Below are 15,779 nucleotides of genomic sequence, written 5' to 3' on the forward strand. Positions count from 1 at the left end.
TTTTGCTCTGCCGTGGCTTCCCCCCCGCCGGCCCGAACGCCGGATTGTTCAACGGCCGTCAGGCCGTGTCAAGGCGGGAAAGCGTGCCTTGACACGACCTGCCGGCCGCTGAAGCGGCTGCGTATCGGGTCGGCAGGGGGGTGTGGTCGGAGGTGGCTGTTCGTTGTTTGCCGCTGCGCCGGTTGTGCGCCGAGCGCCGTCGCGTCTCCACCTGCGCGCCCACCCGCACCCGACCACGACATACCCGACCCTGTGAGGTGCGCGTCAAGAATTAGGCGTGGTGTCGCGGCCGCGTTACCTCCACCTCACCGGGTGTGAGCCTGCGTGGCCGACGCTCACCCCGTGACCGTGATGAGCGTCGATGTCACTGCCCGGCCCGAGCCGCCCGAGCGGCCTCTCAAGTTTGCCCGGCGGCTTGTCGTTCTCGGCGACTCCACCGCCGTCGGGCTCGGGGATCCGCTTCCCCGGCGTGGTGGCTGGCGCGGGGTCGGCCCTCTCGTGGCCGCCGCCCTCGGGGTTGAGCGCTCCGGCTACCTCAACCCCTCCTTCGCGGGTGCGCGGATGCGGTGCGTTCTCACTCAACAAGTCCCCGCCGCCGTGGCGCATCGGGCCGATGTCGCCCTTCTCGTCGCCGGGATGAACGACACCCTGCGGCCGGACTTCGATGCTTCCCGCATCGCCGCCGATCTCACTGAGGTCATCCGGCGGCTTCGGGAAACCGGGACCACCGTCGTGCCCGTCCGGTTCCACGACCACAGCAAGGTCTTCCGCCTTCCGCCTGCCCTCAAGCGGGCCCTCAGTGCCCGGGTCGCCGAACTCAACGCCGCCATCGACGGGGTTGTCGCGCGGGAACAGGTGCCCTGTCTCGATCTTGCCGGGCTGCCCGGTGCCTACGAGCTCGCTTCCTGGAGCGTCGACCGGCTGCACCCCTCCGAACTCGGCCACCGGATGCTCGCCGGCGGTTTCACCGGGCTGCTCGCCGACGCCGGGTTCGCCGTTCCGGAACCCGTCAGCCTCACCTGCAGCGGAGGAGCCGAACCGAGTGCCACGGGGCACGTGGGGTGGCTGGTGCTCAAGGGTATTCCGTGGCTCTGGCGCCGCGGCCGCGAATTCCTGCCCTACGCCGCCGTCATCATGTGGAACTCGTTCCGCGCCCGCTGAACACCCGCAGCGCTTCGACGTCCGAAGCCGGGTTGCGGACGAAGTAGTCCGCCCACTCCTCGATGCCGGGATAGGCCGAGTGCGCGACCAGGAACCGGCACGCCTCCTCGGCGTCGTACTCCGTCCTCCGCAGCTGGACGCCGTCGCCGAGCAGGGCCCAGTGGGCACCCCTTGCCCCGTAGGGCATTCCGACGCTTCCGGGGTTGACCACCAGCTTGCGGTCCACGAGCCTGACGAACGGCATGTGCGTGTGCCCGCAGACGATCGTCGACGCCGTGACGCCGTCCAGCACCTCCGCCCAGCGCTCCGGAGGCGAGTCGACGAGCACGATTTCCGTGTCGTTGCGCGGGGTTGCGTGGCAGAACAGCACTCCGTCCACCGTCACCGTCAGCGGCAGGGCGTCGAGCAGCGGCAGGTCGGCCGGGCGCAGCTGCTGCGCCGCCCACGGGAAGATCGGGTCCGGGACGAACGTGCCGCCGGTGCGGGCCGACTCGGCCAGCTCGCGGTCGGCGTTGCCGCGCACCCACACCGCCCGCTCGCCCAGCGCCTGCAGCCGCTCCAGGGTCTCGACCGGCATCGGCCCGGCCAGCAGGTCGCCGAGCAGCACGACCTTCTCCGCCGCCTGGACGTCCGGCTCCGCCAGGACCGCCTCCAGCGCCGGGAGGACTCCGTGGATGTCCGCGAGCACCGCCACGTTCACCGGTCCACCATCGGGCACGCGGGGCGCCCCGGGCGAGGGATTTCGCCCAGGGCGCAACCGGGCTACGCCGTCGTCAGCGGCAGCTCCCTGACCCCGGTCATGTTGGGGTTGACCTGGAACTTCGGCGGCTCACCGGGGATCGTGCGCAGCACCGGGTAGCGGTCGAGCAGGATGTCCAGCGCCACCCTGCCCTCCAGCCGCGCGAGCGGCGCGCCGATGCAGAAGTGGATCCCGCGGCCGAACGCCAGGTGCGGGTTCTCCGCGCGCAGCGGGTCGAACGTGTCCGGGTTGCGGAACACCCGCTCGTCGCGGTTGGCCGCCGCCACCCAGCAGAGCAGCATCTGGTCCGCCGGCACGGTGACGCCGCCGACCTCCGCCTCCCGCATGGTCGTGCGGGCCACCGCCGCGAACGGCGTGAGGTACCGCAGCGACTCTTCGATCATCGGCGGCACGAGCGAACGGTCCGCGCGCACCCGCTCGTCCCACTCCCGGTGCGTGTCCAGGCACAGCACCGCGTTGCCGAGCAGCATCGTCGTGGTGATGTGACCGGCCAGCAGCAGGATGTTCGCGAAGTTGACGACCTCGGTGCGGGACAGCCGTTCGCCGTCCAGCTCGGCCTCGACCAGCTTCGTCAGCAGGTCCTCCCGCGGCTGCTTGCGCCGCTCGTCGACGTGGCCGCCGAGGTAGTCGGCGAGCGCTTTCTGGCCTTCCAGTGACGCCAGGATCGCCGCGTCCTGCTCCTCGTCCTTCTTCACCAGCGAAACCTGGTTGGCGGACTCGAACATCTTGTCCACCCAGCCCTTGAACAGGCTCCGGTCACCCGCCGGGACGCCCAGCAGCTCGGCGATCACGATCACCGGCAGCGGGTAGGCCAGGTCCTCGACCAGCTCCAGCCGCTCCCCGGCGGGGACCGCGTCCAGCAGCTCGTGGGTGATCGCGGCGATCCTCGGCTCGAGCTCCGCCACCACCTTGGGCGTGAACGCGCGGCTGACGAGCTTGCGCATCTTGTTGTGCAGTGGCGGGTCGAGCTGCAGGATGCTGCCCGTCGACAGGTCGAATTCGGGGTCCGGCAGCGTCTCCTTGGGCACCAGCCGCATGGTGTCGGACGAGAACGTCGCCGGGTCGCGGAGGATCGCTTCGATCTCCGGGTGCCCGTAGACGTTCCACATCCCCAGTTCCGCGGCGAACTCGACGTGCTTCTCCGGTTGCTTCCCCCGCAGCCAGAACTGGGCCTCGTGGAGTCCCCAGGTGTCGGCCAGTGTGGTGGTCATTTCCGCCCCTTTCCCCGGTGTGGCCTCACGGATCAGCCGGAGGCCCTGGCGGGATCGTGTGCGTAGATCCCGTTTCGGAAGCCCGAGACGAGCTCCTCGAGCGTCGAACTCAGCTCCGCCGCCACCTCCGCGACCGCGGCGGGATCGGGCTCCCCGGGCGGCTCGAACGCGGTGCGGATGAGGTGCGCGAGGACGGCCGCCCGCTCTTCCAGGGGGATGTCCTCGTCCTCGTGCGAAACCGGGTCGCCGGCGTAGAAGCCGAGGGTCGCGGCCCGCAGCGCGTAGCTCACGTGCGGGACGTCGGCGCGGATGAGCCCCCGCCGCAGCATCACTTCCTCGAAGTGCACGCCCACCGCGGCCTGCTGCTTCTTCAGTGCGAGGTCGCCGAGTGAGCCGAACACCTCCGCGTTGCCGCGCAGCATGGCCATCACCAGCGGGCGGCGGTGGGTGATCAGGAACGACCCCGGGATCATCCGGTGGGGCAGGATCATCGCCGGGTCGGCCTCGATCATGGCCAGCAGCTCGTCGGTCAGGTCGGCCGACTCCCGCATCATCAGCGCCTGGAACAGCAGCTCCTTGCTCCGCCAGTGCAGGTAGACGGTGCCCTTGCCGATGCCGACCGCGCGCGCGACGTCGTCGATCGCCACCTTGCGGTAGCCCATGCGCAGCAGCAGCTCGCCCGCCGCGTCCAGGATCCGGTCGGCACGCTCGCGGTTGGGATGGCTCATGCGTCTCCACCTGCGGTTTCGTTGAGCATTTGACTGGTTGACCGGAATCGCACTTTCGGTCAACCAGTCATTCCGACGGTAGCGCTCTTGCGGAGGCCGGGGCAAGAGGTTCTGTCGGTGGGGTCGGTTAACGTCATATCCGTGGCACAGGACGAGCTCTTCACCGTGAACGCCGACATCGCGCCTCCGCCGGAGCGCACGGGGTCGAACGCGGGCGCGGAACCGCAGGCGGACCCGGCCAGTTCGCCGCTGGCCGTGCGGATGCGGCCGCGCTCGCTCGACGAGGTCGTCGGGCAGCAGCACCTGCTGCGCGAGGGCGCCCCGCTGCGGCGGCTGGTCGAAGGCGCGGCACCGGCGTCGGTCCTGCTCTACGGCCCGCCCGGCACGGGCAAGACGACGCTGGCCAACCTCGTCTCGATCGCCACCGGCCGCCGGTTCGTCGCGATGTCGGCGCTTTCGGCGGGCGTCAAGGAGGTCCGCGGGGTCATCGAGGAGGCGCGGCGGCGCCGCCAGTACAACGCCGAGAACACCGTGCTGTTCATCGACGAGGTGCACCGGTTCTCCAAGACCCAGCAGGACGCGCTGCTCGGCGCGGTCGAGGACCGCACGGTGCTGCTGGTCGCGGCGACCACCGAGAACCCGTCGTTCTCGGTCGTTTCGCCGCTTCTGTCGCGGTCGCTGGTGCTGCAGCTGCGCCCGCTGACCGACGAGGACATCACGGAGCTGATCGAGCGTGCGCTCGCCGACGAGCGTGGCCTGGGTGGCGAGCTGACGCTGACCGAGGACGCGCGCGCCCACCTCGTCCGGCTCGCGGGCGGGGACGCGCGCCGCGCGCTCACCGCGCTGGAGGCGGCCGCGGACGCGGCGTCGGCCACCGAGGCGAAGACGATCGACCTGGCCATCGTCGAGTCCACAGTGGACAAGGCGGCGGTGCGCTACGACCGCGACGGCGACCAGCACTACGACGTGATCAGCGCGTTCATCAAGTCGATCCGCGGGTCCGATGTGGACGCGGCGCTGCACTACCTGGCCCGGATGATCGAGGCGGGCGAGGACCCGCGTTTCCTCGCCCGGCGGCTGGTCGTGCACGCCAGCGAGGACATCGGGATGGCCGACCCGACGGCACTGCAGTCGGCGGTCGCGGCCGCGCACGCGGTCCAGTTCATCGGTATGCCGGAGGGCAGGCTGGCGCTGGCACAGGCGACGGTCCACCTGGCGACCGCCCCGAAGTCCAACGCGGTGATCAAGGGCATCGACGCGGCACTGGCCGACGTCCGCGCCGGCCTGGCGGGCGCGGTGCCGCCGCCCCTGCGCGACGGGCACTATGCGGGGGCGAAGAAACTGGGCAACGCGCAGGGCTACCGGTACCCGCACGACGTGCCGGAAGGGGTGCTGGCGCAGCAGTACCCGCCGGACGAGCTGGTGGGGCGCGACTACTACGAGCCCACCCAGCGCGGTGCCGAGCGGACGCTGGCCGAGCGGGTGCCCAAGCTGCGGAGGACGATCCGGGGGCAGTGACGGCAGCCCGGACTCGCCGTTGCGGGCCGGGCACTTCACCCGCGTTGAACACGGTTCGCCCCGATCGTGGGCCGCGGTGGGCAAGATCATCGGAGTTCGTAAACTCTTGCCCTTCAGGCGGCCCGGACCGGCGAGGGCCCCCACGACCGCAGGAGGCGTGCCCGTGCCCGCGACGCTGCAGTGCATCGTCCTGGACTGTCCGGAGCCGCTCGTGCTCGCCCGCTTCTACCAGGCCCTGCTCGGCGGCGAGGTGGACCGCCCCGATCCGCGGTGGCGCGTGGACGAAGACTGGTCGACCCTGCACGTCGGCGGGATGGTCCTGGGCTTCCAGCGTGCGCCCGACCACCGGCCGCCGACCTGGCCCGATCCCTCGCTCCCGCAGCAGTTCCACCTCGACTTCGAGGTCGACGACTTCCGCGAGTCGCACCACGTGGTCCTGGCGAACGGCGGCCGCCTGCTCGACCCCGACCTCGGCGGCCGCGGCTGGCGCGTCTACGCCGACCCGGCGGGCCACCCCTTCTGCCTGCTCGGCGACTACTGAGCGCGCGGGCGCGCCGGGACTCCGTCACGATGGCGGCATGTCAGTCGCGTTTCTCGGAACCGGGATCATGGGCGCGCCGATGGCGGCCAACATCGCCAAGGCGGGCCTCGACGTCCGCGTCTGGAACCGGACCCGGGAGAAGGCCGAGCCCCTGGCCGAGGTGGCCACGGTCGCCGGCTCGCCGTCGGCCGCCGCCGAGGGCGCCGACGTCCTCGTGACGATGCTCGCCGACGGCCCCGCCGTGGCCGAAGCGTTCGAAGCCGCTTCGCCTGCTTCGGGGACGTTGTGGCTGCAGATGAGCACGGTCGGCCTCGACTGGACCGACCGGCTCGCCGCGCTGGCGGAGAAGGCGGGCGTGGTGTTCGTGGACGCGCCGGTGCTCGGCACCCGCCAGCCCGCCGAACAGGCCCAGCTGCTGGTCCTCGGGTCGGGCCCGGAGGAGGCCCGCCCGGCGGCGACCCCGGTGTTCGACGCGGTGGGCATGCGCACGATCTGGCTCGGCCCGGCAGGCCGCGGCAGCCGCCTGAAGCTGGTGATGAACGCGTGGGTACTGGCACTGACGAACGCGACGGCGGAGAGCCTCGGCCTGGCCAAGGCCCTGGGGCTGGACCCGGCGCTGTTCCTGGAGACGATCGAGGGCGGCGGCCTCGACGTCGGCTACGCGCACGTGAAGGGCGGCGCGATGCTGGCGGGGGAGTACCCACCGGCGTTCCCGGCCGGCCTGGCGGCGAAGGACGCCCGCCTGGTGGTGGAGGCCGCGGGCGACGAGGTCGACCTGGCGGGCGCGAAGGCGGTGCTGGCCCACTTGGAGGCCGCGGTCGAGGCGGGGCACGGGGACGAGGACATGGCGGCCCTGTACCGGGCGGTCGTGAAGGGCCGCTGAGCCGGGTTTTCCGGGCCCGGCGGGGTGACACGGTCGGGAACCAGCCCAGGCGGTAACCTCAGTCGGCATCCCGACCCCTGAACCGAGGAGGGCCCGTGTCGGCAGGGCAGATCGCCGCGTTGATCGCCGCAGGAGCATTCGTGGTGCTGGTCGTCCTGCTGGCGATCCCGCTGATCAAGCTCGGCAAGACGCTGGACGCGGCCACCGAGGCGATCGAGCGCACCAACAACAACACCGACCCGCTGCTGATCGGCGCGAACGAGACGATCACGCACGTCAACACCCAGCTCGAACGGGTGGACGGGATCACCGCGAACGCGCAGGCGGTCACCGGCAACGTCTCCGCGCTGGCGTCGGTGTTCACCGCGACCCTCGGCGGCCCGCTGGTCAAGACCGCGGCGCTGTCCTACGGGCTGTCGAAGGCGATCAAGGCGCGCAAGAACAAGAACGCGCTGAAGGCCGCCAGGAAGGCCGGGAAATGAAGCGGCTGTTCTGGCTCGGCGTCGGCGTCGTCACCGGGGTCGTGCTCTCCCGCAAGGCCGCCGAAACCGCTCGTCAGGCCACGCCGGCCGGGTTAGCATCGAACCTGGGGGACGCCGTGCGCGAGCTGGCGGGCGCCGTGGGTTCGTTCGGTGCCGAGGTGCGTGCGGGCATGAACGAGCGGGAACAGGAGCTGCACGACATGGTCGAGGAGCGGACGGGCGTGAGCGCGCCCCGCGCCGAGGGACGGCACGCGGCCGCCCGGCGCCCGGTCCGGCGAGCTCGCCGGGCGGAGGGCTGATCCGGGCCTGCCCGGAACCCCTTCGCCGGAACAACGCCGCCGACCCCGCTGCCGAACCACAGCTACAAGGACTGACCCGTGGACACACACGAAATCACCGACCGTTTCCTGCGCCATTTCGAGGGCCGCGGCCACACGCGCGTGCCCAGCGCGCCGCTGATCCTCGACGACCCGAACCTGCTGTTCGTCAACGCCGGCATGGTGCAGTTCAAGCCGTACTTCCTCGGTGAGGCGCCGCCGCCGTACCCGCGCGCGACCTCCGTGCAGAAGTGCGTGCGCACGCCGGACATCGACGAGGTCGGCAAGACCACCCGGCACAACACGTTCTTCCAGATGGCCGGGAACTTCTCCTTCGGCGACTACTTCAAGGAAGGCGCCATCGAGGCGGCCTGGGAGCTGATCACCAAGCCCCAGACCGAAGGCGGCTTCGGCCTCGACCCGGACCGCATCTGGGCGACCGTCTACAACGACGACTCCGAGGCGGCCGGCCTCTGGCGCAAGCTCACCGGGCTGCCCGGCGAGCGCATCCAGGCCCGTGACGGCAAGGACAACTACTGGGACATGGGCGTGCCCGGTCCCGGCGGCCCGTGCTCGGAGATCTACTACGACCGCGGCCCGGCGTACGGCCGCGAGGGCGGCCCGGTCGCCGACGAGGACCGCTACATCGAGATCTGGAACCTCGTCTTCATGCAGGACGTCCGCGGCGACCTGAGCCCCAAGCTCGGGCACCCGCCGATCGGCGAGCTGCCGAAGAAGAACATCGACACCGGCATGGGTGTCGAGCGCGTCGCGACGATCCTGCAGGGCGTCGAGAACGTCTACGAAACCGACCTGGTGCGCCCGGTGATCGGCCGCGCGGAGGAGTTCTCCGGCCGCCGCTACGGCAGCAACCACGCCGACGACGTCCGCTTCCGCGTCATCGCCGACCACGCCCGCACGGGTGTCATGCTGATCGGTGACGGCGTCACCCCGGGCAACGACGGCCGCGGCTACGTGCTGCGCCGCCTGCTGCGCCGGATCATCCGCTCCTCGCGCCTGCTGGGCGTGCACGAGCCGGTGCTGCAGGCGTTCGCGGCGGTCGTCCGCGACACCATGGGCCCGACCTACCCCGAGCTGGTCTCCGGCTTCGACCGGATCAACGAGGTCGTCCGGATCGAGGAGGAGGCCTTCCTCTCGACCCTCACGTCCGGTTCGCGCATCTTCGACCTCGCGGCCGAGGAGACCAAGCGCGGCGGCGGCGACGTGCTGGCCGGCGACAAGGCGTTCCAGCTGCACGACACCTACGGCTTCCCGATCGACCTGACCCTCGAGATGGCGGCCGAGCAGGGCCTGACCGTCGACGAAGAGGGCTTCCGCACGCTCATGAACGAGCAGCGGACCCGTGCGAAGGCGGACGCGGCGGCCCGCAAGACCGGCCACGGCGACCTGTCCGAGTACCGGAAGGTCCTGGAGCAGCACGGCGAGACCGAGTTCCTCGGCTACACCGACCTCCAGGCCGAAGCGACCGTGGTGGCGCTGCTCGAGGACGGCCGGCCGGTCCGGAGCGTGTCCGCGGGCAAGAAGGCCGAGCTGGTCCTCGACCGCACGCCGTTCTACGCCGAGAGCGGTGGCCAGGTCGCCGACACCGGCGTGCTGATCGGCGACGGCGTCGAGCTGAAGGTCCTGGACGTCCAGAAGATCGTGCCCGGCCTGTACGTGCACCGCGTCGAGGTCACCGAGGGCGAGGTCGGCCTGGACACCAAGCTCACCGGCTCGGTCGACGCGCACCGCCGCCTGTCCATCGAGCGCTCGCACTCCGCGACGCACCTGGTGCACGCGGCCGTCCGCGGCGCGTACGGCAAGCGCGCGGCGCAGGCGGGCTCGCTGAACTCGCCGGGCCGGATGCGGTTCGACTTCACCACGCCCGGTTCGGTCTCGTCCGACGTGCTGACCGAGGTCGAGGAGGAGGTCAACGACTACCTCCAGACCGACGTCGAGGTGCAGAGCTACACCACGACCAAGGACAAGGCCCTCGAGCTGGGCGCGGTCGCGCTGTTCGGCGAGAAGTACGGCAACGACGTCCGCGTGGTCGACATGGGCGACTACTCCCGCGAGCTCTGCGGTGGCACGCACGTCGAGCGGATCGGCCAGCTCGGCCTGGTCAAGCTGGTCTCCGACGCCTCCATCGGCTCGGGCGTGCACCGCGTCGAGGCGCTGGTCGGCACGGACGCGCTCAAGTACGTCCGCAAGGAGCAGCTGCTGGTCTCGCAGCTGGCGAACACCTTCAAGGTGCCCTCGGACCAGCTGCCGGGCCGCATCGACGACGTCCTGACCCGGCTGAAGAACGCCGAGAAGGAGATCGCGCAGCTGAAGACCCAGCAGGTGCTGGGCTCGGCGGGCGCGCTGGTCGACAAGGCCCAGGACATCGGCGGCGTGACCGTGGTCGCCGAGGTCGTCCCGGACGTCGACGGCAACGGCCTGCGCGCGCTCGCCTCGGACATCCGCGGCCGGCTCGGCACGCGGCCCGGCGTGGTGGCGCTGTTCTCGCCGGCCGGCGAGAAGCTGAGCTTCGTCGTCGCGACGACCAAGGCGGCCCAGGACAAGGGCATCGCCGCGGGCAAGCTCGTCCCGTCGTTCGCCGAGAAGATCGGCGGCCGCGGCGGCGGCAAGCCCGACATGGCCCAGGGCGGTGGCACGAACCCGGCCGGCGCGAACGAGGCGGTCACGGCCCTGCGCGCGGCGATTGCCGGCATTGGTTAACCGCGGAAACCGCGGCCCGGACCGTCCCGGTGTGGGCGATCCGGGCCGGGGCCGCCGGCTCGGCGTGGATGTCGGATCCGTCCGGGTCGGGGTCGCGCTGAGCGATCCGGCCCCCCTGCTCGCCTCGCCATTGGTTACCCTCTCCCGCGATGCGACCGACGACAGTGATCTGGACCAGCTGGCCGCCCTCGTCACCGAGCACGAGGTGGTCGAGGTGATCGTGGGGCTGCCGAGAACGCTCGCCAACCGCCAGGGTCCGGCGGCCGAGCTGGCGATCGCGTATTCTGAGCGTCTGGCCGGGCGGATAGCGCCCGTGCCGGTCCGGCTGGGCGACGAGCGGCTGACCACGGTCACCGCATCCCGCATCCTCTCCCAGCGCGGGGTCAAAGGCCGCAAGCAGCGCGCGGTGGTCGACCAGGCCGCCGCCGTCGAGATCCTGCAGGCCTGGATCGACGCCGCCGCAGCGCACCGCGCCCGGGAGGGAGACCGATGAACGAGCAGCCACCTGAGCCCCCACGCGGGCGCCGGCGACTGCGCGAGCCGGACGAGGCGACCCCGCCGCCGTCCCGGCCCGCCCCGCGCCGCGCCGACCCGCGGTCCGCGGACGCCCGCCGCAGCCCGAGCGGGCAGCACGAGCTGCCGCCCCGCCGCGGGCAGGCCCCCAGCGGCGAGTACGACCTGCCCCAGCCGTCCCGCCGGGCCCGGCGGGAGGATCCTCCGGGGTACGACCCGCGCCGCGGCGCGCCGCAGCCCGGCCGTCGCCGCCTGGAGCCGCCCGGCACGCTGCCGTCGGCCGACGCCGACCTCGACCCGCAGGAGCGGCGGGCCGCCCCGGCCCGTGCCGCCCGCGCCCGCCACGGCCTCGACGAAGGCTCCGAGGTCGACCAGCCGGCCCCGCGCCGGCGCCGGGCCGCACCCGAGCCCGAGGAAGCCGCAGCCCGGCCGCCGCGCCGGCGCGCGACCCCGGACCTCGACGAGGCCGAGGCCAGGCCGCCCCGGCGGCGGGCCGTGCCGGACCCCGACGACGAAAACCCGCCGCCCCGGCGGGCCGCGCCCGAGCGCATCGAACCGGCGCCCCCGCGGCGGCGTCGCGCCGACGCCGAAGCGGCCGAGCCCCGGCCGGGCCGTCGTGGCGCGGCCGCCGAGCCGCCGCCCGCCCGCCGCCGGGCCCCCGAAGCCGCCGAAGCCGCCGAATCACGGCGGCGCCGTTCGGCGCTGGAGCCCGACGCCGAACCGGCCCCCCGGCGGCTCGCCCAGCCGGGTGACCGCTCCGTTGGCGTGCCCGAACCGGGCGTCGAGCCGCGCCGCCGCCCGGCGGCGCCGCCCGCGCGCGACGAGCCGGTGACCGACGTGCTGCCCGCGCTGGCCCCGCCGCCTCCGGCCGAGCCGCCGCGGGCCCCGAAGGAGGAGCCCGAGCCCTTCGCCGAGGACGACGAGTACGCGGACTACGACGAGTACGACGAGTACGCGGACTACGACGAGGCGGAGTACGAGGACGAGTACGACGATTACGACGACGAGCCCGCGAAGCCGCGGAAGAAGGGCAAGCGCGCTCTCGGCTGGGTCGCCGCGATCGCGGTGATCGCCCTGCTCGCCGGCGGCGCCTGGTACGGCTTCAACAAGTTCTTCGGCTACGACGACTTCGACGGTGCCGGCACCGACGACGTGGTCTTCCAGGTCGACGACGGCGACACGACGTCGGCGATCGGCGCGAAGCTCACCACGGCGGGCGTGGTCGCCAGCAGCAAGGCGTTCGTCAAGGCGGGCGAGGGCAACCCGAAGCTCGCCCGGATCCAGCACGGCTTCTACGTGATGAAGTCGCACATGTCCGGGGCCAGCGCGGTCGACCGGATCACCGACGCGGCCTCCCGCGTCGGCCAGCTGGAGATCCGGCCCTACACGCAGTTCGACGACATCACCCAGCCCGACGGCAAGGTCACGCCCGGCGTCTTCAGCCTGATGGCGAAGGCGTCGTGCGCGCAGCTCAACGGCAAGAGCACCTGCGTCTCCGCGGACGACCTGCGCAAGGCCGTCGACGCGGCGGACCTCAAGCAGCTCGGCGTGCCGGACTGGGCGATCGAGCCGGCGAACAAGGCCGACCGCAAGGACCGCAGGCTGGAGGGCCTGATCGCGCCGGGCCTCTACGACGTCAAGCCGGGGTCCACCGCGCAGGAGATCCTCGGGCAGCTGGTGCACAGCTCGGCCGAGGCGCTGCAGAACGACGGGCTGACCCCGCAGTCGACCGGTCCGGGCATGACGCCGTACCAGACGCTGATCATCGCCTCGATCATCGAGCGTGAAGCGGTCAAGGCCGACTTCGGCAAGCTCTCGCGGACCATCTACAACCGGCTGAAGATCAACATGCGGCTGCAGATGGACTCGACGGTCAACTACGTGCTGGACCGCCCGACGCTGCTGACCGACGAAGCCGACCGGCTCAAATCCGGCGCGTACAACACGTACAAGAACGCGGGACTGCCGCCGACGCCCATCGCGGTGCCGAGCCCGGACGCGATCCAGGCCGCGGTGAAGCCGCCGGCCGGGGACTGGGTGTACTTCGTCAAGTGCGAGAAGAACGGCCTGTCGTGCTTCGCGGTCACCAACGACGAGCACAACAAGAACCGCGATCTGGCCAGGCAGCGCGGTGTCATCTGAGCCACGCAAGGCCGCGGTGCTGGGCAAGCCGGTGGCGCACTCGCTGTCCCCGGTGCTGCACGGCGCCGCGTTCGCCGCGCTCGGCCTGACGGGCTGGACGTACGAGCGGATCGAGACGACCGCCGAGGGGCTCCCGGCGCTGGTCGACGGGCTCGGCCCGGAGTGGGCCGGTTTCTCGGTCACCATGCCGGGCAAGCGCGCGGCGCTGGACCACGCGGACGAGGTGACGCCGCGCGCGGCCGCCGTCGGCGCGGCCAACACGCTGGTCCGCACCGAGCGGGGCTGGCTGGCGGACTGCACCGACGTCGAGGGCGTGACCGGCGCCCTGCGCGCCGCGGGCGGCTACCGGCCGTCCCCCGGGGACACGGCGGTGGTGCTCGGCGCGGGCGGCACCGCGGCGGCGGCGGTCGTCGGCCTGGCCGACCTCGGCGTCCGGCAGGTGCGGCTGGTCGTGCGCGAACCGGCCCGGGCCACCGAAACCCTGGACGCGGCGAAGCGGGCCGCGCTCGACGTCGACGTCCTGCGCTGGGCCGAAACGGACTTCGCCGCGCTGGGGTCCGCCGCGGTGCTGGTGAATACCGTCCCGCCGGACGCGGTCGCCGCGCACGTGGGCGAGCTCGCGCGGGTCGGGCACGTCCTCGACGTCATCTACCACCCGTGGCCGACCCCGCTCGCCGAAGCGGTCGCGGCCCGCGGGGGCCGGCTCGCCACCGGGCTGGACATGCTGCTGCACCAGGCGTTCGGCCAGGCCGAGCACTTCACCGGCCGCCCGGCCCCGCGGGCGGCGATGCGGGACGCGCTGCGCGAAGCGACCGGGAACCTGCTGCCGCTGCCGATCGGCTGAAACCACTTGCGCGCGTTGATAATCTGGTCGACTGCCTTGCCGAAGGGGGTCAACCGGAATGACCAGTCAAGACGCGTTGAGCGAAGAAGAGGTCCATAAGGCGTGGGTCGGTGAAGCACCGAAGCTGAACTCGACCGTCACGCTCGCGGACTACGACCCGGAGTGGCCGCGGCTCTTCGCCCGCGAAGCCGAGCGGATCCGGGGCGTGCTGGGGGAGCGGGTGCTCGTGCTGGAGCACGTCGGCTCGACATCGGTACCGGGCCTGTGCGCCAAGCCGATCGTCGACATTTTCCTGGAGGTCCCGGATTCCGGCGACGAGGACGCCTACGTCCCGGCGCTGGAAGCGGCGGGCTACCGGCTCGTCATCCGCGAACCGGACTGGGAGAAGCACCGTTGCTTCAAGGGCCCGGACACGAACATCAACCTGCACGTCTACTCGCCGGGCAACGGCCAGACGCCGCGCTACCGCCTCTTCCGCGACCGCCTGCGCTCGCACCCGGAGGAACTGGAGCTCTACGCGGCGAAGAAGCGTGAGCTGGCCGCGAGGACGTGGAAGTACATCCAGCACTACGCCGACGCGAAGACGGAGGTGGTCGAGGAGATCATCGGCCGCGCCCGGGCCGAGCAGTACGACGGCCACGCCGAGGAGTACGCCGAGCACGCGGAGAAGTCCGTCACCAACGCCTTCTACGACCGGCCGGCGATCCTCGACCTCGCCGGGGACGTCGCCGGGCTGCGCGTGCTCGACGTCGGCTGCGCGGCCGGCCACCTGAGCGCGCTCCTGGCCGAGCGCGGCGCCGACGTCCTCGGCGTCGACTCCAGCGCGGGCATGATCGCCGTCGCCCGCCGCAAGTTCGGTGCCGTCGCCCGGTTCGAGGTCGCGGACATCGCCCGGCCCCTGGACCTGCCGGACGCCTCGATCGACGTCGTCACGGCGTCGCTCGTGCTGCACTACCTGGCCGACTGGGGGCCGACGCTGGCCGAGTTCCGCCGGGTCCTCAAGGCCGGTGGGGTGCTGGTGTTCTCGGTGCACCACCCGGGCGAGGACTGGCGGTGGTTCGGCAAGGAGAACTACTTCGAGCTCGAGCTGCTGGAGGACGAGTTCCCGCCCGGCAATGTGGTCCGCTTCCACCGCCGCCCGCTGAGCTGGACGTTCCAGGCGGTCCGCGACGCGGGCTTCGCGGTGGACCGCCTGGTGGAGCCGATGCCGGTCCCGGAGGCGGAAGCGGCCGATCCGAAGTGGACGGCGAACCTGCGCAGCAAGCCGCGGTTCCTGTACTTCCGCGCGGTCAGTCCCGTTTAGCGAGCTCCTGGATCAGGTCGACGATCTCCCGGCTGACGGGCCGGAACACCCGCAGCCGGGAGAGCGCGGCCAGCCGGGCCAGCAGCGGGACGCTGCGCTCGACCAGCAGCCGGCTGCGTTTCGTGCCGGGCGAGCGGTCGTGGACCCAGAACAGCACCACGCCCATCTGGAACAGCCACAGCAGCTCCGGCAGCTGGGTCCGCAGCTCCGGGTCGAGCTTGACGTCGGAGCCCTCGACGACCTCGCGCATCAGGCCGATCGACGCCTCGCGGGCGGCCGCGGAGTCGACGCTGAACGGGCTCAGCGGCGACTCCGGGTCGGCCGCGTTGACGAAGAACTGCGTGCCGAAGCGGTGGTAGGGCTCGGCGACGTCGAGCCAGCACAGCAGCACCGCCTTCAGCCGGGCCGCGAAGCCGGTTTCGCTCTCGAGCAGCGCCCGCGCCGCCGCCAGGTGCTGCGCGGCCATCTCGTCGTAGAAGCCCTGGATCAGCTGTTCCTTGGACGAGAAGTAGTAGTAGGCGTTCCCGACGGAGACGCCCGCCTCGGCGGCGATCGCGCGCATCGTCGTGCGGTCGTAGCCGTTCTCGGTGAACAGCCGCATCGCGGTCGTGACGATCAGGGACCGCGTTTCCTCGCTCTTGGCCACGCGCTGCAC

General features: G+C 72.1%; 15 protein-coding genes. 11 read left to right on the top strand and 4 right to left on the bottom strand.

Annotated features, from left to right (window positions below):
* Window positions 1–351 precede the first annotated feature (351 nt).
* Window positions 352–1,161: an SGNH/GDSL hydrolase family protein gene (locus ABZX11_RS15670; RefSeq protein ID WP_354913820.1), complete on the top strand. Its 810-nt coding sequence runs from the start codon at window positions 352–354 to the stop codon at window positions 1,159–1,161.
* Here the strand turns inward: ABZX11_RS15670 and ABZX11_RS15675 are convergent.
* The 3 genes from ABZX11_RS15675 to ABZX11_RS15685 form a co-directional block, all read right to left on the bottom strand.
* On the bottom strand, window positions 1,133–1,861 hold the full coding sequence (locus ABZX11_RS15675; protein WP_354913513.1) for a YfcE family phosphodiesterase: 729 nt from the start codon (window positions 1,859–1,861) through the stop codon (window positions 1,133–1,135). The two genes, ABZX11_RS15670 and ABZX11_RS15675, sit on opposite strands and share 29 nt — an antisense overlap.
* A gap of 62 nt (window positions 1,862–1,923) precedes the next feature.
* Window positions 1,924–3,132 carry a cytochrome P450 gene (locus tag ABZX11_RS15680; RefSeq protein WP_354913515.1) on the bottom strand — a complete coding sequence of 403 codons (1,209 nt, stop codon included), beginning with the start codon at window positions 3,130–3,132 and terminating at the stop codon, window positions 1,924–1,926.
* Window positions 3,133–3,164: 32 nt separating this feature from the next.
* Complete coding sequence (locus ABZX11_RS15685; protein WP_354913517.1) at window positions 3,165–3,860, bottom strand: TetR/AcrR family transcriptional regulator; 696 nt, start codon at window positions 3,858–3,860, stop codon at window positions 3,165–3,167.
* Window positions 3,861–4,001: 141 nt separating this feature from the next.
* On the opposite strand from ABZX11_RS15685, the gene ABZX11_RS15690 reads away from it, so the two are divergent.
* The 10 genes from ABZX11_RS15690 (at window position 4,002) to ABZX11_RS15735 (ending at window position 15,124) form a co-directional block, all read left to right on the top strand.
* Window positions 4,002–5,378, top strand: coding sequence for a replication-associated recombination protein A (locus ABZX11_RS15690; protein ID WP_176176195.1), 1,377 nt, complete (start codon window positions 4,002–4,004; stop codon window positions 5,376–5,378).
* Between the two features lie 163 nt (window positions 5,379–5,541).
* Window positions 5,542–5,919, top strand: coding sequence for a VOC family protein (locus ABZX11_RS15695; protein WP_176176196.1), 378 nt, complete (start codon window positions 5,542–5,544; stop codon window positions 5,917–5,919).
* A 37-nt stretch (window positions 5,920–5,956) separates the two neighbouring features.
* Window positions 5,957–6,802 (top strand): NAD(P)-dependent oxidoreductase, encoded by an 846-nt coding sequence (locus ABZX11_RS15700; protein ID WP_354913520.1) that lies wholly within the window; start codon window positions 5,957–5,959, stop codon window positions 6,800–6,802.
* Window positions 6,803–6,897: 95 nt separating this feature from the next.
* Window positions 6,898–7,284: a DUF948 domain-containing protein gene (locus ABZX11_RS15705; RefSeq protein ID WP_354913522.1), complete on the top strand. Its 387-nt coding sequence runs from the start codon at window positions 6,898–6,900 to the stop codon at window positions 7,282–7,284.
* The gene (locus tag ABZX11_RS15710; RefSeq protein ID WP_176176199.1) at window positions 7,281–7,583 is read left to right on the top strand and encodes a hypothetical protein; all 303 of its coding nucleotides are present in this window, start codon (window positions 7,281–7,283) and stop codon (window positions 7,581–7,583) included. The genes ABZX11_RS15705 and ABZX11_RS15710 overlap by 4 nt, the downstream gene beginning before the upstream one ends.
* A 78-nt stretch (window positions 7,584–7,661) precedes the next feature.
* Window positions 7,662–10,322 (top strand): alanine--tRNA ligase, encoded by a 2,661-nt coding sequence (gene alaS / locus ABZX11_RS15715; RefSeq protein ID WP_176176200.1) that lies wholly within the window; start codon window positions 7,662–7,664, stop codon window positions 10,320–10,322.
* 31 nt (window positions 10,323–10,353) lie between these two features.
* Window positions 10,354–10,815, top strand: coding sequence for a Holliday junction resolvase RuvX (gene ruvX, locus ABZX11_RS15720; RefSeq protein WP_217709689.1), 462 nt, complete (start codon window positions 10,354–10,356; stop codon window positions 10,813–10,815).
* Window positions 10,812–12,977: an endolytic transglycosylase MltG gene (mltG, locus tag ABZX11_RS15725; RefSeq protein ID WP_354913525.1), complete on the top strand. Its 2,166-nt coding sequence runs from the start codon at window positions 10,812–10,814 to the stop codon at window positions 12,975–12,977. The genes ruvX and mltG overlap by 4 nt, the downstream gene beginning before the upstream one ends.
* Window positions 12,978–12,993: 16 nt before the next feature.
* Window positions 12,994–13,821, top strand: coding sequence for a shikimate dehydrogenase (locus tag ABZX11_RS15730; RefSeq protein WP_354913822.1), 828 nt, complete (start codon window positions 12,994–12,996; stop codon window positions 13,819–13,821).
* A 58-nt stretch (window positions 13,822–13,879) separates the two neighbouring features.
* Window positions 13,880–15,124: a GrpB family protein gene (locus tag ABZX11_RS15735; protein WP_354913527.1), complete on the top strand. Its 1,245-nt coding sequence runs from the start codon at window positions 13,880–13,882 to the stop codon at window positions 15,122–15,124.
* Here ABZX11_RS15735 and ABZX11_RS15740 read toward each other — a convergent pair.
* A complete protein-coding gene (locus ABZX11_RS15740) occupies window positions 15,111–15,770 on the bottom strand; it encodes a TetR family transcriptional regulator (RefSeq protein WP_176176205.1) in 660 nt (219 codons plus the stop codon). The two genes, ABZX11_RS15735 and ABZX11_RS15740, sit on opposite strands and share 14 nt — an antisense overlap.
* Between the last annotated feature and the right edge of the window lie 9 nt (window positions 15,771–15,779).

The organism is Amycolatopsis sp. NPDC004169 (genome assembly GCF_040610315.1).
GTDB lineage: Bacteria > Actinomycetota > Actinomycetes > Mycobacteriales > Pseudonocardiaceae > Amycolatopsis.